General features: G+C 71.5%; 14 protein-coding genes. 11 read left to right on the top strand and 3 right to left on the bottom strand.

Annotated features, from left to right (window positions below; all coding sequences use genetic code 11):
* Positions 1–21: 21 nt before the first annotated feature.
* Complete coding sequence (locus tag GVV77_RS01565; protein ID WP_159615724.1) at positions 22–1503, top strand: NAD-dependent succinate-semialdehyde dehydrogenase; 1482 nt, start codon at positions 22–24, stop codon at positions 1501–1503.
* Between the two features lie 41 nt (positions 1504–1544).
* On the opposite strand, the gene GVV77_RS01570 is transcribed toward GVV77_RS01565, so the two are convergent.
* Genes GVV77_RS01570 through GVV77_RS01580 form a run of 3 tightly spaced genes read right to left on the bottom strand, consistent with a single transcriptional unit; the run spans position 1545 to position 6485 of the window.
* Entirely contained in the window at positions 1545–3932 is a 2388-nt protein-coding gene (locus tag GVV77_RS01570) for a transglutaminase TgpA family protein (RefSeq protein ID WP_159615726.1), read from the bottom strand.
* Positions 3929–5485, bottom strand: coding sequence for a DUF58 domain-containing protein (locus tag GVV77_RS01575; RefSeq protein WP_246199598.1), 1557 nt, complete (start codon positions 5483–5485; stop codon positions 3929–3931). Before GVV77_RS01575 ends, GVV77_RS01570 begins: the two co-directional genes overlap by 4 nt.
* Entirely contained in the window at positions 5454–6485 is a 1032-nt protein-coding gene (locus GVV77_RS01580; protein ID WP_159615730.1) for an AAA family ATPase, read from the bottom strand. Before GVV77_RS01580 ends, GVV77_RS01575 begins: the two co-directional genes overlap by 32 nt.
* A gap of 183 nt (positions 6486–6668) precedes the next feature.
* Between GVV77_RS01580 and GVV77_RS01585 the strand changes: the two genes are divergently transcribed.
* The 10 genes from GVV77_RS01585 (at position 6669) to GVV77_RS01630 (ending at position 22910) form a co-directional block, all read left to right on the top strand.
* Complete coding sequence (locus tag GVV77_RS01585; RefSeq protein WP_159615732.1) at positions 6669–7649, top strand: TatD family hydrolase; 981 nt, start codon at positions 6669–6671, stop codon at positions 7647–7649.
* A 348-nt stretch (positions 7650–7997) separates the two neighbouring features.
* Positions 7998–9170, top strand: a complete 1173-nt coding sequence (locus GVV77_RS18470; RefSeq protein ID WP_201293149.1) for a resuscitation-promoting factor — start codon at positions 7998–8000, stop codon at positions 9168–9170.
* A 90-nt stretch (positions 9171–9260) separates the two neighbouring features.
* The gene (gene rsmA, locus GVV77_RS01595) at positions 9261–10136 is read left to right on the top strand and encodes a 16S rRNA (adenine(1518)-N(6)/adenine(1519)-N(6))-dimethyltransferase RsmA (protein ID WP_159615734.1); all 876 of its coding nucleotides are present in this window, start codon (positions 9261–9263) and stop codon (positions 10134–10136) included.
* 46 nt (positions 10137–10182) lie between these two features.
* Complete coding sequence (locus tag GVV77_RS01600) at positions 10183–11154, top strand: 4-(cytidine 5'-diphospho)-2-C-methyl-D-erythritol kinase (RefSeq protein ID WP_159615736.1); 972 nt, start codon at positions 10183–10185, stop codon at positions 11152–11154.
* Positions 11155–11192: 38 nt separating this feature from the next.
* On the top strand, positions 11193–13016 hold the full coding sequence (locus tag GVV77_RS01605; protein ID WP_159615738.1) for an ABC-F family ATP-binding cassette domain-containing protein: 1824 nt from the start codon (positions 11193–11195) through the stop codon (positions 13014–13016).
* A 118-nt stretch (positions 13017–13134) separates the two neighbouring features.
* On the top strand, positions 13135–15156 hold the full coding sequence (locus GVV77_RS01610; RefSeq protein ID WP_159615740.1) for an Hsp70 family protein: 2022 nt from the start codon (positions 13135–13137) through the stop codon (positions 15154–15156).
* 6 nt (positions 15157–15162) lie between these two features.
* Entirely contained in the window at positions 15163–17772 is a 2610-nt protein-coding gene (locus tag GVV77_RS01615; protein WP_246199565.1) for a LuxR C-terminal-related transcriptional regulator, read from the top strand.
* A gap of 366 nt (positions 17773–18138) precedes the next feature.
* Positions 18139–19488, top strand: coding sequence for an IniB N-terminal domain-containing protein (locus GVV77_RS01620; RefSeq protein ID WP_159615742.1), 1350 nt, complete (start codon positions 18139–18141; stop codon positions 19486–19488).
* Positions 19489–19599: 111 nt separating this feature from the next.
* Positions 19600–21426, top strand: coding sequence for a dynamin family protein (locus GVV77_RS01625; RefSeq protein WP_159615744.1), 1827 nt, complete (start codon positions 19600–19602; stop codon positions 21424–21426).
* The gene (locus GVV77_RS01630; RefSeq protein ID WP_159615746.1) at positions 21423–22910 is read left to right on the top strand and encodes a dynamin family protein; all 1488 of its coding nucleotides are present in this window, start codon (positions 21423–21425) and stop codon (positions 22908–22910) included. Before GVV77_RS01625 ends, GVV77_RS01630 begins: the two co-directional genes overlap by 4 nt.
* Position 22911 lies beyond the last annotated feature (1 nt).

A 22911-nucleotide genomic window follows, 5' to 3' on the forward strand; every position in this document is an offset into this window, starting at 1 on the left:
CTTACCGTCGAGGAGTTCATCATGACTGTCACCGTCGAGCGCGAACAGGACCTGCTGGCGCAGGTTCCCACCGGATTGCTGATCGGCGGGCAGTGGCGCGATTCCTCCACCGGCGCCTCCTTCGACATCGAGGACCCCGCGACGGGCAAGACCCTGATCACGATCGCTGACGCCACCCCGGCCGACGGCGCGGCCGCGCTGGACGCCGCCGTCGCCGCGCAGGAGGACTGGGCCCGGACGGCCCCGCGCGAGCGCGGCGAGATCCTCCGCCGGGCGTTCGAACTCGTGACGGCGCGCGCCGATGACTTCGCGCTGCTGATGACCCTCGAGATGGGCAAGCCCCTGGCCGAGGCCCGCGGGGAGGTCACCTACGGCGCCGAGTTCCTCCGCTGGTTCTCCGAGGAGGCGGTGCGGGCCTCCGGGCGGTACTCCATGGCCCCGGACGGCAAGTCCCGGCTGCTCGTCACCAAGAAGCCCGTGGGTCCGTGCCTGCTGATCACGCCGTGGAACTTCCCGCTGGCCATGGCCACCCGCAAGATCGCCCCCGCGGTCGCCGCCGGCTGCACCATGGTGCTCAAGCCGGCAAACCTCACGCCGCTGACCTCCTCCCTGTTTGCCCAGGTGATGGAGGAGGCCGGGCTGCCGGCCGGCGTGCTGAACGTCATCCACACCACCGACGCACAGGGCGTCACCGGTCCGCTGGTCGAGGATCCGCGCCTGCGCAAGCTCTCCTTCACCGGCTCCACCCCGGTGGGGCGCAGCCTGCTGGCCGCCGCCTCCAAAAACGTCCTGCGCACCTCGATGGAACTCGGCGGCAACGCGCCGTTCCTCGTGTTCGAGGACGCCGACCTCGACGCCGCCGTCACCGGCGCGCTGGCGGCGAAGCTGCGCAATATGGGCGAGGCGTGCACCGCTGCGAACCGCTTCCTCGTTCACGAATCGGTCGCCGACGAGTTCGCCGCCCGGCTGGCCGAGCGGATGGCCGGCATGCGGACCGCCCGCGGCACCGAGGACGAATCGAAGCTCGGCCCGCTGATCGACCGCAAGAGCCGGGACAAGGTCCACAGCCTGGTCACCGACGCGCTCGCCGACGGGGCCGAGGCCGTGACCGGCGGCGCGCCGGTCGAGGGCCCCGGCTACTTCTACCAGCCCACGGTCCTCAAGGGCGTGGACCGGTCCTCCCGCATCCTGAGGGAGGAGATCTTCGGCCCGGTCGCCCCGATCGTCACCTTCTCCACCGAGGACCAGGCCGTACAGCTCGCCAACGACACCGAGTACGGGCTGGTGGCCTACGTCTTCACCCGCGACCTGAACCGGGGCCTTCGCATGGGCGAACGCCTCGACACGGGGATGCTTGGCCTCAACGCCGGGGTCATCTCCAATGCGGCGGCTCCGTTCGGCGGGATCAAGCAGTCAGGGCTCGGCCGGGAGGGCGGCTCCGAGGGGATCGAGGAGTACCTCTACACCCAGTACATCGGCATCGCCGACCCCACCGCCTCATAACCCGCGGCCTCCTAGCCCACCGCCTCGTAGCCCACCGCCTCCTAGTCCACCGCTTCCTGACCGGGCCGCTGCCGGGTCGGGCGCAGCAGGGACCGGGGAAGGAATCGAGCCCGCAGCCGGGCCGGCAGGCGGCTCTGCTCCCGCAGCGCAGCGGTCACCGCTGTGACGTCGTCCCAGCTGGCGGCCGGAGCAGCCAGGAGGGCAACACCTGCCCCGGCGGCCGGGGCCGCCGCAGGGCCGGCGTATTCCTCGCGTTCGAAGGCCCGCTGGAGCCGCTGCAGCGAGTCCGCTGCGGGCCCGCGCAGGCCGGCCTCGGCCTGCAGCCGCTGCGAGAACCCGCGTGGGGTGTCGGTTGGCAGGGCCGGGTGTCCGTAGTCCCCGGCGACCTCGGTCGTCTGGGCCCAGGCGGCGGCCGCAGTACCGGGTCCCTCTCCTGAGAGCACCCGGCGCCGCCGTGCCGCCGTGCGTGCCGAGCGGATCAGCAGGGGCAGGAGCGCGAGCAGCATCCCAGCGGCCGCTGCGGTTCCGGCGGCGGCGGCGCGGGACTGTGCAGCGGCAGGATCGGCGGCGCCGGCGGGGGTCTCCTCCGGGTCGGCGGCCGTTCCCGGCGGCACGTCCGCCGCGCCGGGGTTGAGGTTGTCATAGTCGTCGACGCGGACATTAAACGGCGAGGTGATGGTCTGCGCGTAGTCCGGAACGACGCCGCGTGAGGGAGTGGGTTCGAACCGCACCCAGCCGACCCCGTTGAAGTACAGCTCGGGCCAGGCGTGAGCGTTGCGGGAATCCACGGCGAACTCGCGCAGCTCCATGCCGTCGGGCCCGGCCGCCAGATCGCCCGTCGTCGTGCCCGGGGTATAGCCGACGGCGACCCGGCTGGGGATGCCCGCGGCCCGCGCCATCACCGCCATCGTGCCGGCGTAATGGACGCAGTAGCCGGCGCGCGTCTCCAGGAACCGGGCCATCACGCCCATGCTGCTTCCGTCGTAGCCGCCCTCGACCGGCGCATCCACCGAGTAGGTGAAGTCCCGGCTCCTCAGGAAGTTCTGGATGGCTATCGCCTGGTCGTAGGGGTTGCGCAGCCGCCCGGTGACCGCTTCGGTGGTCTCGAGCACAATGTCGGGGGTATCCTCGGGCAGCTCCGTGAAGACCGGGGCCACCGCGCCCTTCGGTGCCGGCCGGATGGCACTCAGGCGCTCCTCGGTGAGGTCGGGCAGCGTGCTGATCACCTCGTACTCCTGGCGCACAGAGGTGCCGCCGTCGTAGGAGAGGATGCTGAGGTTCTTCGGGTCCCAGGTCCAGCGCCCGTTGAGGCTCGCGACACTGACCGGCGCGTAGGGGGCCAGCAGCCACGGGCTGGTGTAGCTGTCGGTGTTGATCCGGGTGAACGCCGTAGCGCCGAACTCCCCGGCCGAACGGACCGACTCGGAGCCCATTCCCTGGAGCCCGGGCTCGCGTTCATCCCGGCGCTGATCGGGTTCCCACCGCTGCCCGGCGAAGTCCTCAAGCGTCACGGCCCTCAGGTACACCGGCTCGGGGGAGTTCGTGGCATAGGTGACCCGACCGAAGCCGGCCGGGTTGCGCAGGTCATTGCCCAGGGTCACCGCCGGGTTGAGCCCGGAGGAGCTGCCCCATACGTTCAGCCGGGCACCCTGCGGGAAGGCCCCGCTGTTGAACCCGGGAATGGCCAGGGGCAGGAGCACCGTGACGGCGACCGCCGCCGCGCCCACCGCCAGGCCGCGCCCGAGGTACCCGGTGGAACCCGAAGCCGCCGAGGCTGCCAGGAGGCCTTCACGCCACTGCGCGCAGCCCAGGAGCAGCAGGTAGGCGGCCACCGTCAGGAGGAACGGCACCATCCCGACGCCCAGCGGCTTGACCACCGCCGGAACCACCATCAGGGCCAGCAGCCCGATGCCGCTGACGGCGGGCATCCGCAGGGTGGTGGCAAGGGTGTCGACGGCGATGGCGATCAGTCCGATGGCCGCGCAGGTCACCAGGAAGATGCCCGCCCCGGGGAGGACCGGTGCCGCCTGCGACGTGACGGTGTCCTCGGCATGGTTGAGCAGAATCTGCAGCTGGACGCCGGTTCCGGGCCCGGGGATCACCCCGAGGATGCTTTGGTCGGGGACGAACCGCGACGTCAGGCAGCCGCCCAGGGTCAGCAGGCCCGCGAGCAGGGTGACCAGCCCGGGCAGCCGCAGCGTACGCGCCAGCGACATGGCGATCATCACGGGAAGCACGGTGTTGAACACCGGCCCGAACCAGGTCCAGGGCTCGATGACGCCGTTGAGGCTGGTGGATGCGGCGAGAACGCCGGCGCCCACGGCCGCACTGACCGCCCAGTGCGCATAATCGGGACGGGACGGGCCCTCGGCGGCTGTGCCGGGGGTCTGCCGTGAGTCGGCCACGGGGCGTTCGAGCGTCGCTGTCACCGGAGACCTTCCTGGGGAATGGAGGTGCGCGGGCCTGCCGGTGCGGGCGGTGCGGAGTGCCCGAGGCCCGCCCAGACAGCCGGCATGTCGGCGCGCGGGGAAGCGGCGGCCGCATGCCAGCCGGCGGTGCGCAGGATGTCGATCTGGGCGGCGGCCTCTGCCGGCCGGTCGACAACCACGAGCGCCAGGGCCGCCGATCCATAGCCGGAGGCGGTGGCGAGGCTCCGCGCTTCCTCGGGCGTGAGCAGTCCGAGGACGGCGATCAGCGGGCCCCGGTGCCGGGTGGACGCGAGCCGGTCGAGCAGGTCGTCGCCGAAAGGGGAGCCGGGGTCGTGCTGGTGGGGATCCTCCCGGCGGGAACCGCGGCCCGGCGGCACCGCGGATCCTGCCGGGCTGCTCCCGCTGCGCCGCTGCACCGGCCGGCGGGCGGGGCCGGCCCCGGCGGCGATGCTCCCGCTGCGCCGGCCGCCGTCGTGCGCGGGGCCGAGCGCCGCGAGCCCCTCGGCGATGGCGGCCAGCGCGCCGGGACCCTGGAATTCCTCATCCCCGGGGAAGGGCGCGGAGGGGGACCGCAGCAGGGCGGGGGCCCCGTGATGGTCAAGGAACCGCAGCGCGTAGCTGCGCTCCAGGAGATGCGCGCTGATCGACACCGCCGCCGTCACGGCCCACTCAAAGGTTGGGATCGTGTTGATGCCCGCCCCGCCGTGGCCGGCATCGGCGCCGAACACGGCGTTGAAGCCGTAGCTGAAGCTCGACTGCCGCTGGTCCATCAGGAGCGTGGCCTCGGGCGTGGTCACAGACTCCTCCTGCCGCACCATCAGCTCGTTGTGCCGGGCCGTGGCGGCCCAGTGCACGCGGCGCATCGAATCCCCGTGCCGGTACTCGCGCGTCATCACGTCATCGTCGCTGGGGTTCGCCTGGCGGCGGGTGGCGGCCGTGCCGTCGGTGCCGCGCGATCCCGACAGCGGGGCCGCCACGAGATCCAGCGGCGCCGGGGTCACCACCAGGGGGTCAGGGTGGCCCAGGAGGTGCCTGGAGGTGCCCAGCCCGAAGGGGTCGGTGAACTGCGCGGTCACCGGGCCGATCTCGAAGAGGCCGCGGGTTGAGGACCGGAGGCGGTACTCATAGAGGCTCACCCCGTCGCGCGTCGGATTGCGGGAGGGAAAGGTGAACTGCGGGGCGCGCCCGAAGCGCGGCGGCACGTGTTCCTCCATGGTGACCGGCGGCCCCGGCGGGCCGTTGGAGGCCACGGCCAGGGAGACGGTGGTCGTGGAGCCGGTCTCCATGGTCGAGGGGGCGAAGCTGCGTTCGATGGTGAACCGCGGCTTGATCAGCCGCAGCATCAGCACCGACAGGGCTGGCAGGCAGGCCAGGAAGACCCCAACGTAGAGCAGGTCGCGGCGGCCCAGGATCTGCGCGGCCAGCAGCGCCGTGCCGCCCGCAATCACGAAGCCCCACCCGCGCTGGGTCAGGACGTTCGTGGGGAGTCGGTCGAGCAGCGCCATGGCCGGCCGGAACCCGTCAGCGGCCCCGGGTCCCGGCCCCGCGCGCATCACGCGGAACCGGCACCTTGGACAGCACGTTCTCGACGACGGAGGCGGCGGTTTCCCCGGCGCTCGCGGCCCGCCGGTCGAGCATCAGGCGGTGGGCGAGCACGGGTCCGGCCATGGCCGTGATGTCGTCGGGAAGGACGAAGTCCCGGCCCTCGAGGGCCGCGGTGGCCTTGGCCGCGCGGAGCAGCTGAAGCAGGGCCCGCGGGCTGGCGCCCAGGCGCAGCCGCTGGTGGGTGCGGGTCGCAGCGCCCAGGGCCACGGTGTACTCCTTCACCGCGGGGGAGACGAAGACGGAGCGCACCTGAGCCATCAGAGCCGCGATGCCCGCGGCCGTGGTGGAGGGCCGGACCTCCGCCAGTGGCGAGAGGGACTGGTGGGTTTCGAGCATTTCGATCTCGGAGCGGGCGTCGGGATAGCCCATGGAGATCCGGGCCATGAAGCGGTCCCGCTGGGCCTCCGGCAGCGGATACGTCCCCTCCATCTCGATGGGGTTCTGGGTGGCGACGACCATGAACGGATCCCCCAGGGCGTGGGTGCGCCCGTCGACGGTGACCTGGTGTTCCTCCATGCACTCAAGCAGGGCCGACTGGGTCTTGGCCGAGGCCCGGTTGATCTCGTCGCCGATCACGATGTTCGCGAACACCGGGCCGGGACGGAACTCGAAGCGGCGCGAATCCTGGTTGTAGATCGACACCCCGGTGACGTCCGAGGGCAGCAGATCCGGGGTGAACTGGATGCGGTTCACGGTGCAGTCGATGGTGCGCGCGAGGGTCTTGGCCAGCATCGTCTTGCCGACCCCCGGCACGTCCTCAAGCAGCAGGTGACCCTGCGCCAGCAGCACCGTCAGGGCCAGCCGCGCCGCATCAGGCTTGCCGTCGATCACCGTGTTGATCGAGCCGAGGATCCCCGACGCCACCGCGGCAAAGGACTCAACCGCCGGGTCCGGTCCCGCCGCGCCCGGCAGGTGGGAATCCTCGACGGTCGTGTTCTGGACGTCCATGGGTGCCTTCCGCGCAGGGCAGCTACGGGTCGGAGTCCGGCGGAGAGCGGCCGGAGAATACGACGCGCAGGCGATGACCTCGGCGACCGCCGCGGTGGGCGTGCTTTGGCTGACTAGATACTTAGATTACTAGGTCAACCTCCCGCGCGGGTGGAAAGTTCCCGGGCTGGATAGGCTGGGGCCATGAGCAACAGTTCCGCGTACTCAGCAGGCTCCATCCCCGGGCCCTACCGGCCGGCGGACGGACCCGATGACACTCCCGATGACACCACCGGTGCCGGCCCGGCCCCGGTGAGGGCACGGAAGTCGGAGGGCGATGGGGGCCAGCGGCGGAAACTCGACTACCCGCCGCTGCCCGAACCGCTGCCGGTTCCGGTGATCGACAACCACACCCACCTCGACTTCCGCGACGGGCTGGTCGAGGTGAGCCTGCGCGCCGCCCTCGACGCGGCGGAGGCTGCGGGGGTGGCCGGGGTGGTCCAGGTGGGCTCGGACCTCGAGTCCTCCCGTTTCACCGTGAAGGCCGTCGATGCCGATCCGCGGATCCTCGGCGCCGTGGCCCTGCACCCCAACGACGCCCCGAAACTCGCGGCCGAGGGTTCGCTCGAGGAGGCGCTTGAGGAGATCGAGCAGCTCGCGGCGCACCCGCGCATCCGGGCCATCGGTGAGACCGGCCTCGACTACTTCCGCACCCCCCAGGAGGGCATCGAGCGCCAGCGCTACTCCTTCCGGCGTCACCTCGACATCGCCAAGCGCCTCGGCCTCGCCCTGCAGATCCACGACCGGGACGCCCACGACGACGTCGTGGCCACCGTCCTCGAGGAGGGGGCGCCGGAGCGCGTGGTGCTCCACTGCTTCTCCGGCGATGCGGCCCTGGCCCGGACCTGCAACGAGAACGGCTGGTACATGTCATTCGCCGGCACTGTCACGTTCAAGAACGCCGGCAACCTCCGGGAGGCTTTGGCCATCGCCGACCCCTCGCTGATCCTCGCCGAGACGGACTCCCCGTTCCTCACCCCGCACCCGTACCGGGGCCAGCCGAACGCGTCCTACGTGGTGCCGTACACCGTGCGGGCGATGGCGGAGGTGCTCAGCGCCGACCTTGAGCAGCTGTGCGGGCGGATCCTGGCGAACACGACCGCCGTCTACGGTTCGTGGGACTGATCGGTTCGTGGGACTGACCGGCTCCTGGTACCGACCGCTACCTGAGCCGACCGCGGCCGTCCCGCCTGACGCTTGCCGGAACCGGTGGGACGGGTGGAGCGGAAGGGTTTGGAGTTAAGGTCACGGCACGGTTACGGTTAGCACCTGTTAGCCGGGGTCGGGGAAGGCATTCGGACTAACGCCGCCTGCGGCATTGCACCGGCAGGGCACCCGTGCTCCGCCGCTGCCCCCGCAGGCACCTCCAGCAGCTCCGGGCCGACCGCGTGCCCGGTGGTGATCCGTGCGCCCCGCGCTGTCAGCAGGCTCCGGATCCCGCGCTGCGGTTCCCCGTGCCCGGAGACTTCGTACATGGGGGACCCGGTGGGGAAAAGGGTGCGCAGGCATTGGCTGAAGCGGACGGGCCAGACGGTGGTGATGATGAGCCTCGTCTCGGGGCTCGTCGCCTTCGTCGGCAACGGCAAACAGGTCGAACTCACCGTCGAGGGCCGCACCTCGACGGTGCAGACCTACGGCGGCACGGTCGAGGAGATCCTGGCCAAGGCCGAGGTGCCCCTGGGCCCGCACGATGACGTCGTCCCCGCCCGCACGGCGGAGGTGCCCGACGGCGCCGCCATCGAGGTTCACAGGGCGCAGGAGATCGACCTGATCCTCGACGGCGTGCGCTCAACGCACCCCACGACGGTGCGGACCGTCGACGACCTGCTGGCCGAGCTGGGACTGGCCCGCACCGCGGCGGTGTCGCTGCCTCGGGCCACCGAACTCTCCACCGTCGATTCGGCCATCACCGTCCGGACCCAGAAAAGGGTGACCCTCACCGTGGGCGGAGCCTCCTCCGTGCACACCACCTCGGCCGTCTGGCTCCCGGAACTGCTCGCCGAAGCGGGAATCACCCTCGGGGCGGAGGACCGCGTCTCCATCCCGGCCTCCGCCGCCGTCATCGACGGCCTCGGCGTGAAGATCACCCGCATTACGAGCAGGGCCACGCGCACGCTCACCGAACCCATCGCTTTTGAAAGGGTCGAGACCGAGGACCCCGGGCTTCCCCGCGGTGAGCGCAAAATCACTGTCGCGGGCGTCGACGGGGAGCGCACCAGCGTCTACGCCGTCCGCCTCGAGGACGGCAGGGAGGTCTCGCGCCGCCTGCTCAGCCGGAAGGTCCGCCGGGAACCGGTTCCGGAGCAGATCAGCGTCGGAACCCGCCCCGCCGCCAAACCCCGGCCGGAGGCCGCCCCGGCGAAGGAGGCCGGTCGGCCCGCCGGGGAACCGGCTCCGCAGGGGAACGTGTGGGCCGCGCTGGCCGAGTGCGAGTCCGGGGGAAACTGGTCGATCAATTCCGGCAACGGCTACTACGGCGGGCTGCAGTTCAGCAGGTCGAGCTGGCTGGGCGCCGGCGGCGGCAAGTACGCGCCGCTGCCGCACCTTGCCTCGCCGGCGGAGCAGATCGCCACGGCCGAGGTGCTCAAGGGCAGCGGCGGCTGGGGTCATTGGCCTTCCTGCGCCTCGAAGCTCGGCCTGCGCTGAGCCCGGGACGCGCCCTTCAGGGCGCGGGGGCCCCGGCGCTGCCGGGCCCTGCTGGACCGGCGGAGGCCGCCCGGCGGCTACCATAACTAGGTGACAACGCCTTCGATAACGCCGCCGCCCGCACCGCTGCTCGGTGCAGCCGACATCCGCCGGCTGGCTGCGGAGCTCGACATCCGGCCCACCAAGACGCTCGGCCAGAACTTCGTGATCGACGGCAACACCATCCGCCGGATCGTCGCCGCGGCCCAGCTGGGCGAGGGCGAGACTGTGCTCGAGGTGGGCCCCGGGCTGGGCTCGTTGACCCTCGGCCTGCTCGACGCCGCCGAACGCGTCGTGGCCGTGGAGATCGATCCCGTCCTGGCCGGCCGGCTTCCGGCGACGGTACGGCAGTGGCGCCCGGAGCGGGCGGACGCCCTCGACGTCGTGCTGGCCGACGCCCTGCGCGTCACCGAGCTGCCGCACCCGCCCACCGCCCTCGTGGCGAACCTCCCGTACAACGTCGCGGTGCCCGTGGTGCTGAACCTGCTCGCCCGCTTTCCGTCGCTGCGTTCGGGCCTGGTCATGGTGCAGGACGAGGTGGCCGACCGGCTAGCGGCGGGCCCCGGATCGAAGGTCTACGGCGTCCCCTCGGTCAAGGCGGCCTGGTACGCGCGGATGGCCAAGGCCGGGGTGATCGGCATGAACGTCTTCTGGCCCGCGCCCAAGATCGCCTCCGGGCTGGTGCGCTTCACCCGGCACGACCCGCCGGCCACGACGGCGTCCCGCGAGGAGGTCTTCGCCGTCATCGACGCCGCCTTCGCCCAGCGCCGCAAGACACTGCGGGCGGCCCTGTCCGGCTGGGCCGGCAGCCCCGTCCTCGCGGAGCAGGCCCTCGTGCGGGCCGGCGTCGACCCGACGGCCCGCGGCGAGGTGCTCGATATCGCAGCCTACGCGCGGATCGCCGAAGGGAAGGCCCCAACCGCCTGACGCCCGCGATTTTCCGCACGGAAGCCGGTGATCTAAGTTGGACCCTATGGAGTCGGGAAGAGCTGGACGGTTGCGGGGTGGCCCGCGCAGGGTCCGGGTCCGGGCTCCGGGCAAGATCAACGTCTCCCTGCGGGTGGGCCCTCCCCGCGAGGATGGCTACCACGGGATCGCCAGCGTGTTCCTCGCCGTCTCCCTGTACGAGGAGGTCACGGCGACCCGGGTGGACGGCGACGGCGTCACCGTCAGCGTCAACGGGCAGGGCACCCTTAACCTGCCGGTCGGCGCGGTTCCCCTCGATGCCACCAACCTCGCCGTCCGCGCCGCGCAGCTGCTCGCCGAGGTGAGCCCGGGCTCGACCGGCGTGCACCTCGACATCACCAAGCGCGTGCCCGTGTCCGGCGGGATGGGCGGCGGCTCGGCCGACGCGGCCGCGGCGCTGCTCGCCTGTGACGCCCTCTGGGGCAGCGGCTTCTCCCGGGACGAACTCGCGAAGATCGCCGTGAGCCTTGGCGCTGACGTCCCCTTCGCGCTGCTCGGCGGCACCGCCGTCGGCCTGGGCGTCGGCGAGCAGCTGACCCCTGCGATCTCCAAGACACCGCTGCACTGGGTGCTGGCGCCCGCGGACTACGGCCTGTCCACCCCCCAGGTGTACCGGCTGCTCGATGAGATCCGGCTGCGCACGGGGGCCCACGCGCCGCTCCAGCCCGAAATCGACCCGGCCATCCTCGGCGCGATGCGGGCCGGAAACGCCCCGGCCCTGGCGCCGCTGCTCTCCAACGACCTCCAGGAGCCGGCATTGGAACTCGCGCCGGGCCTAGGCGATATCCTTGAAGCAGGAACAAAGGCCGGCGCCCTAGCGGGGATCGTCTCCGGCTCCGGACCGACCGTCGCGTTCCTGGCCCGCAGCGCGGGGCATGCCGTCGAGCTCGAGTCCCGGCTCGAGGCCGCGGGAATGGCCGCCACCGCGGTCCACGGCCCGGCGCACGGCGCGCGGATTGCCACCGACACCGCCGGCTGAGCCAGCCGGCCGACACCTCTTACCGAAAGCAGTTCGCATTGGCACACCTTCTCGGCGCTGAAAACCTCGGCGTCGCCTTCGTTACCCGCACCATCCTCGACGGGGTGTCCCTCGGCCTCGAGGACGGCGACCGCATCGGAATGGTGGGGCGCAACGGCGACGGCAAGTCAACGCTCATGCGCCTGCTCGCACAGCGCACCACCCCCGACTCGGGCCGGGTCACCCGCCGGCGCGACGTGAGCGTCGGCTACCTGGACCAGACCGATGTGCTCGACGGCTCCCTCTCCGTGGGCGAGGCGATCGTCGGGACCCAGGACGACCACGAATGGGCCTCAAGCCCCAAGATCCGCGACGTCATGGGCGGGCTGGTCTCCGAGGTGGACTGGCACGCGCCGGTCTCCTCGCTGTCGGGCGGCCAGAAGCGGCGGGTGGCGCTGGCGAAGCTGCTGATCGGCGACCACGACGTGATCATGCTCGACGAGCCCACCAACCACCTCGACGTCGAGGGGGTGGCGTGGCTCGCCGGGCACTTGAAGCAGCGCTGGCGCCCCACCGAAGGCGGGCTCCTCGTCGTCACCCACGACCGCTGGTTCCTCGATGAGATCAGCACCCGCACCTGGGAGGTCCACGACGCCATCGTCGACGGATTCGACGGCGGCTACGCCGCGTACGTCCTCGCCCGCGCCGAGCGGGACCGGATGAACTCGGTCATCGAGAGCAAGCGCGTCCAGCTCGTCAAGAAGGAGCTCGCCTGGCTGCGCCGCGGCGCGCCCGCCCGGACCGCGAAGCCCAAGTTCCGCATCGAGGCGGCCAACGAGCTGATCGCCGACGTCCCGGAGCCCCGCGATACGCTCGCCCTCAACAAGATGGCGATGTCCCGTCTCGGCAGGGACGTGCTTGACCTCGAGGACATCAGCCTCACCATCGACGCCGGCGGGCAGGAGCGCCAGCTGTTCTCCAACGTGACCCTGCGCCTGGCACCGGGGCAGCGGCTCGGCCTGGTCGGGGTGAACGGATCGGGTAAGACGACGCTGCTGCGCATGCTCAACGGCGAGGTGGCACCGACTAAGGGGCGCCTGAAGCGCGGCAAGACGGTGCAGACCGCCGTGCTGTCCCAGGAGGTCCGCGAGCTCGACGAGCTGGGGGGCAGCCGGGTGATCGAGGTGATCGAGGCCGAAAGGCGCGTCTTCAGCGTCGGCGGCAAGGAGGTGTCGGCCAGCCAGCTTGTCGAGCAGCTCGGCTTCACCAACGAGAAGCAGTGGACCCGCGTCAGCGAACTCTCCGGCGGGGAACGCCGGCGGCTCCAGCTGCTGCGCCTGCTCGTGGGTGAACCGAACGTCCTGATGCTCGACGAACCGACGAACGACCTGGACACCGACACCCTCTCGGCCATCGAGGACGTCCTCGACGGCTGGCCCGGCACCCTCGTCGTGGTCTCCCACGACCGGTACCTGCTGGAACGGGTCACCGACACCCAGATGGCGCTGCTCGGCGACGGGCGCCTGCGGGACCTTCCCGGCGGGGTGGACCAGTACCTCGAGCTGAGGCGGGCCGCGCCGTCCCTGGCGGTGACGGGCTCCTCGGCGTCCCCCGCGGTGTCAAAGGACAGCGGTTCGGAAAACGGATCCTCGGAGGCCGACCTGCGCCAGGCCCGCAAGGACCTCGCCCGGATCGAGCGGCAGATCACGAAGATCGATGCCCAGAAGGGCAGGCTTCACCAGCAGATGGAAGAGGCGGGCGCGAAGGCCGACGCCGATTTCGAGTACCTCGCGGACCTCAATGCGAAGCTCAAGGCACTCCAGGAAGAGACCGACGGATTGGAAGAGCAGTGGCTGCTCGCTGCGGAGGTCCTGGGCGAGTAGCACCCGCCTAAATATGAGTAGCGGTTACGCGGAATTTCCGTCGTAACCCGCGGAAGCCCGGTGTTAGCTTGATGGAAACCCGTGGTGACCGAATACGCTCATTTTTTAGGAATTTTGTATGCCGTACGTCCTTGGCGTTGATATCGGAACGAGTTTCACGGCCGCGGCGATCACCCGCCTTGGCGGTGACTCGGTGGCGACGCCGTCGGCCCTGGGCCTGGGGCTGCGCGGAGGCGCGGTGCCCACGGTGGTGTTCCTCGGCGAGGACGGACGGATGCTCGTGGGGGAGGCTGCGGAGCGGCGCGGGCTTGAATGCCCCGAGCGCATGGTGCGCGAATTCAAGCGCCGGATCGGCGACCCGGTTCCCTTCGTGGTCGGCGGGGTGAGCGTCGCCGCCGAGGACCTGTTCGCCACGATGGCGCGCTGGGTGGTGGACCGTGCCGGGGAGCGCGAAGGCGAGCCTCCCGTGGCGGTGACCGTCTCCCACCCGGCGGGCTGGGGCGACCACCGGACGGGCCTGGTCCGGGCCGCGCTGGCCGGCGTGGGGCTTGCCGATGTGGTGCTCCTGAGCGAACCGGAGGCGGCTGCCCTCCACTATGCCTCTCAGGAGCGGATCGAGCCGGGCAGCACGATCGCCGTCTACGACCTCGGCGGCGGAACCTTCGATGCCGCGGTGCTGCGCAAGAACGATACCGAAACCTTCACGGTGCTCGGGCGGCCGGGCGGCATCGAGCGGCTCGGCGGAGCCGATTTCGACCAGGCCGTCTTCGCCCATGTGGCCGCCGGGGCCGGACCGGCCTTCGCGGACCTCGACGTCTCCGACCCCGGGGTCCTTTCGGCCCTCGCACGGGTCCGCCGGGAATGCACCGAGGCAAAAGAGGCCCTGTCCGCCGATTCCGAGGCGACCATCCCGGTGCTGCTGCCTGGGGCGCACACCTCCGTGCGGCTCGTCCGGTCCGAGTTCGAGTCGATGATCGAGGATCCGGTGCGCTCGACCGTCGAGGTGCTCGCCGGGGTCCTTGAGGCCGCCGGTGTTGAGGCCGCCGACCTCGACGCGATCCTGCTGATCGGCGGCTCTTCAAGGATTCCCCTGGTTGCCGAACTGCTTTCGGAGCAGCTCGAGCGGCCGATCGCCATCGACGCCGACCCCAAGGCATCGATCTCCCTGGGAGCCGCGTTCGCCGCCGCCGGGCTCGTGGAGGAGGACCTCGACGGGGACGACGGCGGAGCGCCGGCCGGCGCGCCCGGGAGTCCCGAGCGGCCCGTTCTGGCCTCCGGCGCGCCGCCGGCCCTCGCACCGGCCGGCGCCGGAACGGCGCGCTCCCGGACGGGCGTGCGGATCGGGGCGGTGGCCGTGTCCGTCGCGCTGCTCACCGGTCTTACGGCGACCGCGGCACAGAGCCCGCGGTTCTTCGGGGGCCTGAGCGCCGCCGCGGAGGCCGATTCGCGCACGGGCACGCCCAGTTCCCCGACCGGAGAGCCGACGGGCGGCGGCGGGAATCCCGACACACCGGACAGGAACTGGTTCTCTCAGCTGACGGATCCGGCGGCGCCCCCGGCCCCTGTCAAGGCGGTCCCGGCAGGTATTGCCGCGCTCGGACCCGGCGGATCCGATGCAGGCACGACGCAGGGGAAGGATTCTGGGGCGGGCGATAAGGATTCCCTTCCCACCGGAGGGAAGGGATCCGCCGGCACCACCTCCGCTGACCCCGGGACGGCGGGCACGGACGGCAGCGGGGAACCGTCCACCGGGCCGGCCCCCGAAACCCCCGGTCCGGATGCGGTCACCCCGCCCAATTCGCCGTCCCCGGTGCCGGAGCCGACGCCGCCGCCGGTGACACCGCCGCCGGTGACCCAGCCGGCTCCGTCGCCGACGACCGAGCCTGCGCCGCCGGTGACCCAGCCGCCTCCGTCGCCGACGACCGAGCCTGCGCCGCCGGTGACCCAGCCGCCTCCGTCGCCGACGACCGAGCCGGCGCCGCCGCCGGTGACCCAGCCGCCTCCGTCGCCGACGACCGAGCCGGCGCCGCCGCCGGCCGGTCCGGTGCCCTCGCAGTCCGCCCCGGTTGATCCCAGCCCGGAACCCAGCGTGGCCATCGAGACGGCCCCGGCCCCACCGCCGGCAGCCCCGGAAGGCTGACCGGAGGTGCAGGGAGGAAGTCTGGGGGTCTCACTGCCGTGTCCGCTGAGGAGAACGGTTGCCGCGTCCTTCCTCGAGGCCGCGGACCGGTCCGCGGCCGATCCGCAGCGGCGCCTCGTTGCGGGGATCTCCGGCGCCGGCGGATCAGGCAAGAGCGCCCTTCTCGACCTTGCCGAGGAGCGCTACCGGGACGCCGGAATCGACGTCGTGCGCGGCCCCGCCGCCCTCGACACCGGTATCGGTGAAACCGAACCGGACGGCGCCCGCCGGGCGGTCCTCGTCGATGACGCCCACCTCCTCGACGACGACGCGCTGGCCCGGATCCTCTCGATTCTTGAGGACCGCTCCGCCGATGTGATCGTCTCCTACCGGGGCTGGCCCCGGAGCCCGGCTCTCGAGCGCCTGGCCGCCGTCCTTGAACAGCGCCATCCGCCGGTGGTGCTGGGTCCGCTGGGCGGGGACGATCTCGCCCGCTATCTCGGTGCCGCCCTGGGCAACCCGGTGCCGGCGGCGACCCTTGGGCTGGTGGCGGACCTCACGGGCGGGATGCCGTGGCTCGTGCAGCGGGTCACCGCGGGCCTGCAGCAGGAGCCCGGCGGAACGGGGTCCGCCCCGGAGGTTCCCCGCGGCGTCATGGACCAGCTCGGCTACGACCTCGACGGCGTCGACGCCGCGCTGCGCGAGCTGCTGCTGGCGATGGCCGTCGGCTTCGTCCCGCCGCGGCAGGTCCCGCCCGGGCTGGCCGCGGCCGGTACGCCCGTCGATACCCTGCTCGCCCGGGGCCGGGCCGCTGGGATGCTGCTTCCCGATGGATGCCTCGCCCCCCTGATCGGCCGCGCCCTGCTCGCAGCCACTCCCGCCTACCGCGTCCAGGAGCTGCAGCACTCCCTCGTGGACCTCTTGACGGACGCGGACCTGCGGTTCGGGGAGGTTGCCCGCGGCCTGGCCCGCGACGGGCTGCAGCACCCCCGGGTGGCGGCTGCGCTCGTGGCCGCGGCCGACGCGGAGCTGCCCGACGCACCGGAGGCCGCGGCGGCGCTGTACGAGGAGGCGGGCGCCGCCGGCGACGACGGGCTCTCCACGGCGGCGCGCCGGGCTCAGGCCGCCGCAGCGATGGGGGACCTCGACGGCGCGTGCCGGATCCTTGACCATCTGCTCGCCCAGGAGGATGCGCCGGACATCGCCCGCGCCGCCGACGTGGCCGCGTCCGTGTGGGCCCAGCGCGGCATGCTCGCCCGCGGCGCCGACGTGTACCGATGGCTGGGGGAGGGGCGTGCCGGGAGTTCCGCCGCCCTGGCCGCCGTCGCGATGATCGGCAGCGGGGACCGGGACGGAGCGGAGAAGATGCTCAGGGAAACCGCGCAGGACGGCTCCCCAACGGTGCGCGCCGTCTCGGTCGCCCTGATGGGGCGGGGCGTGCACACCTCGCTGGGGCCCGCTCCGGCGCAGGCCCTGCCCGGACTGATCCGCGCCTCCGACATGATGACCGCCTCGGGCCAGACGCTTCCCCTGCCAGACCTGCCGGCCGCCCTCGCCGCCCTCGCTGCACTCAGCAGCGGCGAGCTCGAGCTCGCCGAATCGGTCCTCGACGCGGCGCTCGCCGGCGGGCAGGGCGGACCGGCGGCCCGCCCACGGCTGCTGCTGCTGCGGGCCTGGACCGCACTGCAGCGGGACCTGCCCGGCGCGGCCCGGTCCTTCGCCGCCGAGGCGGTCGCCGGCCCCGGCCCGCTCGTACCCCGCGACGAGTTCTTCCTCACCGCGCTCGAGGTGGCGCTGGCGCGGCGGACCGGCGATGTCCCGGCCCTCGTGGGCGCCTGGCAGCGGGCCCGCGAGGGCATCCTGCGCGTTTCGATCGACCTTTACCTCCTCCTGCCCCTTGGCGAACTCCTTGTCGCCGGCGCCCGCCTGCGCGACGCGGGCCGCCTCGAATTCCAGCTCGCCGACGCCTGGGCGCTGCTGGAGCGGCTGGGCAACCCGCCGCTGTGGTCGGTCCCGCTGCACTGGGCGGCGGTCCAGGCCGCGCTCCTCTCGGACCGGCCCCAGGACCTTGCCCCGCATGCGGCGGCCCTGGTGCGCAGCGCCGGACGTTATCCCCTGGCCGCGGTGCTCGCCACCGGGGGCCGGGTATGGATTTCCGTGCTGGCCGGCCGCTTCGAGGTCTCCGCCGTTGAGAACGCGGCGCGCGGGCTGGCGGCGGCCGGCTACACCTGGGACGGTTCGCGGCTGGCGGGCCAGGCCGCGTCCCGGGCCGACGACCGGAAAGACATGGCCCGCCTGATGGCCTGTGCCCGGGACCTGCACCCGGTCACCGACACCGCGGCCATGCCGTCATCCCGGCCCGCAGCCGGTACCACCGGTCCGCCGGCGCCGCGGCCCGGCGCGGCCGCGGGATCCGAAGGGTCCGGGCTGAGTGCCCGCGAGCGCGAGGTCGCCCGGCTCGTGCTCGAGGGCAGGACCTACCGGGAGATCGGTCAGGCGATCTTCATTTCTCCGCGCACCGCCGAGCACCACATCGCACGCATCCGGCGCCGCCTCGGTGTCACCACCCGTGCCGATCTGCTCGACCAGCTGCGCGTCGCCCTGGCCCGGTCCGAGAAGGGACCGGGCGGGGCGTAGGGGCCCCGGCGGGCGTAGGGGCAAAATCGCACCCGATTGCGACCCCGGCGCCGGATATAACGGGTGCGCAGGTCGTTTTCGGGCGAGCAGGTCGTTTCCGGGCGAGCAGGTCGCGCCAAGCTGCGGTCTTCCGGCCGGCGCCCGTCCCTGTGCTCGCACGGTCCCCCTCCTCCGGTACGCGGCGTGCCCGAATACCCCGTACCCCTACCGTCCGGCGATGCTCAAACCCCTAACGGGGGAGCCCCCGGCAGGGGAGGAATCCCCGATGGCAGCGGACGGCGCCGGTCCTAGATTGAATTCAGGCGATCCAAAGCATCGGCGCTCTCAGAACAACCGATCATCACCACCAAAGCAGGGGAACCCAAAATGCCAACTCTCGCAACGACTCTTCTCGAATTCCTGATGAATCTGTTCAAGGACCCCGAGGCTGCGGCAGCCTTCAAGGCGGACCCCGAGGGGGCCCTCGCCGATGCCGGGCTCGGAGGTGTCTGCATGGAAGACGTCGATGCGGTCCTGCCGGTCATCCTCGACTACGCTCCCGTCGCCGTGACCTCCTCCTTCGACCGCGAGTACAACACCGGCGGCAACGATTCCACCATCGAGGCGCCGATGAGCGGCAACGCCGGCTCGGTCAACGTCGGCCCGATCACCGGCCCGGGCCACAGCCATGACGATGACGACGACCACGACCACGACCACGACCACGGCCACGGCGGCGGCCGCGGCCGTGATGACGACGATGATGATGATGACGACAATGGCCACGATGACTACAACGATCACGGCCACGCGGTCCAGACCCTGACCCACGTGATGAACAACTACTCCTACACGTCGACCATCGATGACCGGGACACCATCACCGACCAGTCGGTGAACCAGAACATCTGGGCCGACGGCGATGTCACCCAGTTCTTCGACAATGACGCCATCGTCGCCTCGGGCGACGACGCGATCGCGGCCGAAGGCGACGTCGAGGTCGACAACTCCGTCGACGAATCCACTGACAACTCCACCACGGTCCATGCCGGGGATGACGCGCACATCGGCATCGGCAACACTGACGTCGACGTCGAGATCGATGACTCCTTCAACGAGGACAACGACGTCACCGAGGATTCCTACAACAAGGACAACTCGGTCAACGACTCGTACAACGAGGACGAGTCGATCAACGATTCCTACAACGAGGACAACGACGAAGACAACGACATCAACGATTCGTACAACACTGACGTTGACGTCGAGTTCGAGGACTCCTTCAACGACAACTCGGACCAGTCGACGACGAAGAATGAGGATTCGTACAACGACGAGTCGACGACCGTCGAGATCGACGACTCCTTCAATGAGGTCGACAAGTCCGTCACCGACACCACGGTCAACACGGACCTGGACGTCGAGATCGAGGACTCGTTCAACGAGGTCGACGTCACGGATTCCTACAACGAGACCACGACGACCACCGAGACCGAGGTCGTCATCGACGAATCGTTCAACACCGACAAGTCGGTCACCGTTGACGAATCCTTCAACACCGACAACTCCGTCGCCGTCGACGCGGAGTTCGACGAGTCCTTCAACGACACCTCCACCGAGGTTGTCGTGGACGACATCACCACCGAGTTCACCTCGATCGACGAGTCGGTCGTCCTGACCGACACCGTGGTCACCGCCGACGAGGGCGGCGAGGTGGACCTGGAGGCCGATTCATAGCAGCCTCCCGCAAGTTTGTCTCAAGAAGAACGGCCCGGCCCGGCAGGAAGCGTGCTTCCCGCCGGGCCGCTCTGTAGTCTCGAGTCATCGTCTTTCCCGGGAGGTGTACCTGTGGCCGAGCTGGTTCAACTTGTGGAGCGCGGCATCGAACTGGTGCAGGCCGGAGACAGGGCGGATCTGCGCCGCCGTCTCGAATCGACCCGCGGCCGCCTCCTCGACGCAAACATTCGAGTGATCGTCGTCGGAGAGTTCAAACAGGGCAAGAGCCAGCTCATCAACGCTTTGGTGAATGCGCCCGTGTGTCCGGTGGATGATGACATCGCCACCTCGGTGCCGACCGTGGTGCGCTACGGCGAGCAGCCCTCGGCCGTCCTCGTGGTGCCCCGGGACGCCGACCCGGCGGCTGACGGCGGGCCGGCGCTGGAGCGGCAGCCGGTCGACCTTGCCGACATCGCCTCCTACGTCTCGGAGAAGGGCAACCCCGGCAACGAGCGCCGGCTGGCGGCTGCCGAGGTTGCCCTTCCGCGCAAGGTCCTGACCGGTGGGCTTTCCCTCGTCGATTCGCCCGGGGTCGGCGGCCTCGATTCGGCCCACTCGCTGACGACGCTCACCGCGCTGCCGACGGCCGATGCGATGCTGCTGGTCTCCGACGCCTCCCAGGAATACACCGAACCGGAAATCCGCTTCCTGCGCCAGGCCCTGCGGGTTTCCCCAAATATCGGCTGCGTCCTGACCAAGACCGACCTCTACCCGCAGTGGCGGCGGGTCGCCGAACTCGACCGGGCCCACCTCGACCGGGTGCGCCCCGGGATCCCGCTGATCCCGGTGTCCTCCGACCTTCGCCTGCACGCGGCCCGGCTCAAGGACAACGAACTGAATGCGGAGTCGGGTTTCCCTGCGCTGGTGGCCTACCTGCGCCAGGACATCCTCGGCTCCGCCGAAAGGCTCCAACGCCGCTCCGTCGCCCAGGATCTGCTCTCGATCACCGAGCACCTGCGTCTGTCGCTGACGTCGGAACTCGGCGCGCTCGAGGACCCCGAACGGAGCCCGCTGATGATCGCCGGGCTTGAGGCCGCCAAGGAGCGCGCCGATGAGCAGCGCCGGCGGTCGGCCCGGTGGCAGGTCACCCTCAACGACGGCATCAGCGACCTCATCGCCGACATGGAGTACGACCTGCGCGACCGGCTGCGCAGGATCCAGCGCGAAGCGGAGCAGGCGATCGACGAAGGGGACCCGGGGCCGACCTGGGACCAGTTCGCCCAGTGGCTCGAGCAGCGGGTCGCCTCGGCGGTGTCCGATACCTTCGTCTGGACCAGTGAACGCTCCGCGTGGCTGGCCGAGCAGGTCGCCGAGCATTTCCAGCAGGACGAGGTGCGGCTGCCGGTGCTTTCGGTCTCCGATACCCAGGACGTCCTGAGTCCCGTCGAGAAGGTGCCGACGCTCGACCCGGGCAGGGTGGGCCCCCTGCAGAAGGTCCTGATCGGCATGCGCGGATCCTACGGCGGCGTCCTGATGTTCGGGCTGCTCACCGGCATCGTGGGCATGTCCCTGATCAACCCCTTCTCGGTGGGAGCCGGGCTCCTGCTGGGACGCAAGGCCTACCGGGAGGACAAGGAGGCGCGGCTCAAGCGCCGGCAGGGCGAGGCGAAGGCGCTCGTGCGGCGGCAGATCGACGACGTCGTCTTCCAGGTGGGGAAGGAACTCAAGGACCGGCTGCGCCTGATCCAGCGCGCCACCCGCGACCACTTCTCCGAGATCGCCGAAGAGCATCACCGTTCGCTGGGCGATTCGGTGGCGGCGGCGCAGAAGGCCGCAGCCACCTACGCCCTCGAACGGGAGCAGCGGATACAGCAGATCCGGGCCGAAATGAAGCGCGTCGACGCCCTGCACGCCCAGGCCCGCGCACTGGAAGGTGACCCCGCGGCGGCCCGGCCGTGACCGACGGCGTGGGCGCCGCGGTGGCTGCGCTCGTCCGGGACGCCCAGGAGGTGTACGGGGCTGACCCTGCGGCGCTGGCCGTGCTCTCCGGCTATGACCGGCGGCTGCGCGAACCGCTCCGCGTCGCCGTCGCCGGGATGGTCAAGGCGGGCAAATCAACCCTCCTCAATGCGGTGATCGGCGAAGAGATCGCCCCCACCGACACTGGGGAATGCACCCGGGTCATCACCTGGTACCGCCACGGGGACACCCCCCGGGTGACCCTGCACCCGCTGAACGGTCCCCCGCGGTCACTGCCCGTGCGCCGGGTGGAGGGCCGGCTGCAGCTCGACCTCGGCGGGACCCCAGCCGACGAGGTGGACCGGCTCGTGGTGGAATGGCCGGCCCGGGCCCTGCGGGAGCTCACGCTCATCGACACCCCCGGGATCGCGTCGCTGTCGCGGGAGGTTTCCGCGCGCTCGGTGGGGTTCCTCACCCCGGGCGACGCGCCGTCGGAGGCCGACGCCCTGATCTACCTCATGCGCCACCTCCATGCGAGTGACCTCGGCTTCCTTGAGTCCTTTCAGGACACCGCGGCGGGACAGTCAGGCACGGTCAACGCGCTGGCGGTCCTCTCTCGCGCCGACGAGGTCGGAGCGGGCCGGATCGATGCGCTGCTGGCTGCCCGCGAGGTGGCCGCACGCTACCGGAACGACGCCGGCCTGCGGCGCCTGGCCCTGGGCGTCGTCCCCGTTGCCGGCCTCCTCGCCCAGAGCGCGCGGACCCTGCGCCAGAGCGAGTTCGCCGCCCTCGCGGCGCTTGCACGGCTCGAGCGCAGGGACCGCGAGCGACTCCTCCTCTCGGCCGACCGGTTCGTCCGGGCGGACGCACCGGGAGGCGTTCCCGTGGGGGAGCGTGCCGCGCTGCTTGAACGGTTCGGCCTGTTCGGGGTCCGGCTCGCGTGTGTGCTGCTCGGCGGGGGCATCGGCGAGCCGACGGTCCTGGCCCGCGAACTGGCCCGGCGGAGCGGCCTCGACGACGTCCTCCGTGCGCTCTCGGGCCAGTTCCAGGCCCGGGCGGCCCAGCTCAAGGCTCGAAACGTCCTGATCGGCGTCGACGCGCTCGTGCGTGCCCGGCCCCGGCCCGGCACCGCCGCGCTGGCCGCGTCGATTGAGCGGATCCTTGCCGGTGCCCATGAGTACCGGGAGCTGCGCCTCCTCGGGGTGCTCCACACCGCCGGGGTGCCCCTCGCGCCGGACCTGGCGGCCGACGCGGAGCGGCTCATCGGGGGCAGCGGGGTGGCACCTGCGCGCAGGCTGGGACTGCGGCGGGACACGCCGGCGGATCAGGTGCGGGCCGAGGCGGTGCTCCAGCTGCGCCGCTGGCGCGCGGTGGCCGAAAACCCGCTGACCGACAGGAGTGCCCTGGATCTCTGCCAGACGGTGATCCGCAGCTGCGAGGCGTTGCTTGCCGACACTACCCAGGAGCCGGCAGCCCCTCTCTGAG

The organism is Arthrobacter zhaoguopingii, assembly GCF_009828605.1.
Lineage (GTDB): Bacteria > Actinomycetota > Actinomycetes > Actinomycetales > Micrococcaceae > Arthrobacter_D > Arthrobacter_D zhaoguopingii.

Excerpts from the sequence above, each read along its gene's own strand:
- GVV77_RS01565 (WP_159615724.1), top strand. The coding sequence starts at position 22 with ATGACTGTCACCGTCGAGCGCGAACAGGACCTGCTGGCGCAGGTTCCC.
- GVV77_RS01620 (WP_159615742.1), top strand. The coding sequence starts at position 18,139 with ATGCCAACTCTCGCAACGACTCTTCTCGAATTCCTGATGAATCTGTTC.
- GVV77_RS01575 (WP_246199598.1), bottom strand. The coding sequence starts at position 5,485 with ATGCGCGCGGGGCCGGGACCCGGGGCCGCTGACGGGTTCCGGCCGGCC.
- GVV77_RS01585 (WP_159615732.1), top strand. The coding sequence starts at position 6,669 with ATGAGCAACAGTTCCGCGTACTCAGCAGGCTCCATCCCCGGGCCCTAC.
- GVV77_RS01600 (WP_159615736.1), top strand. The coding sequence starts at position 10,183 with ATGGAGTCGGGAAGAGCTGGACGGTTGCGGGGTGGCCCGCGCAGGGTC.
- GVV77_RS18470 (WP_201293149.1), top strand. The coding sequence starts at position 7,998 with ATGGGGGACCCGGTGGGGAAAAGGGTGCGCAGGCATTGGCTGAAGCGG.
- GVV77_RS01580 (WP_159615730.1), bottom strand. The coding sequence starts at position 6,485 with ATGGACGTCCAGAACACGACCGTCGAGGATTCCCACCTGCCGGGCGCG.
- GVV77_RS01610 (WP_159615740.1), top strand. The coding sequence starts at position 13,135 with ATGCCGTACGTCCTTGGCGTTGATATCGGAACGAGTTTCACGGCCGCG.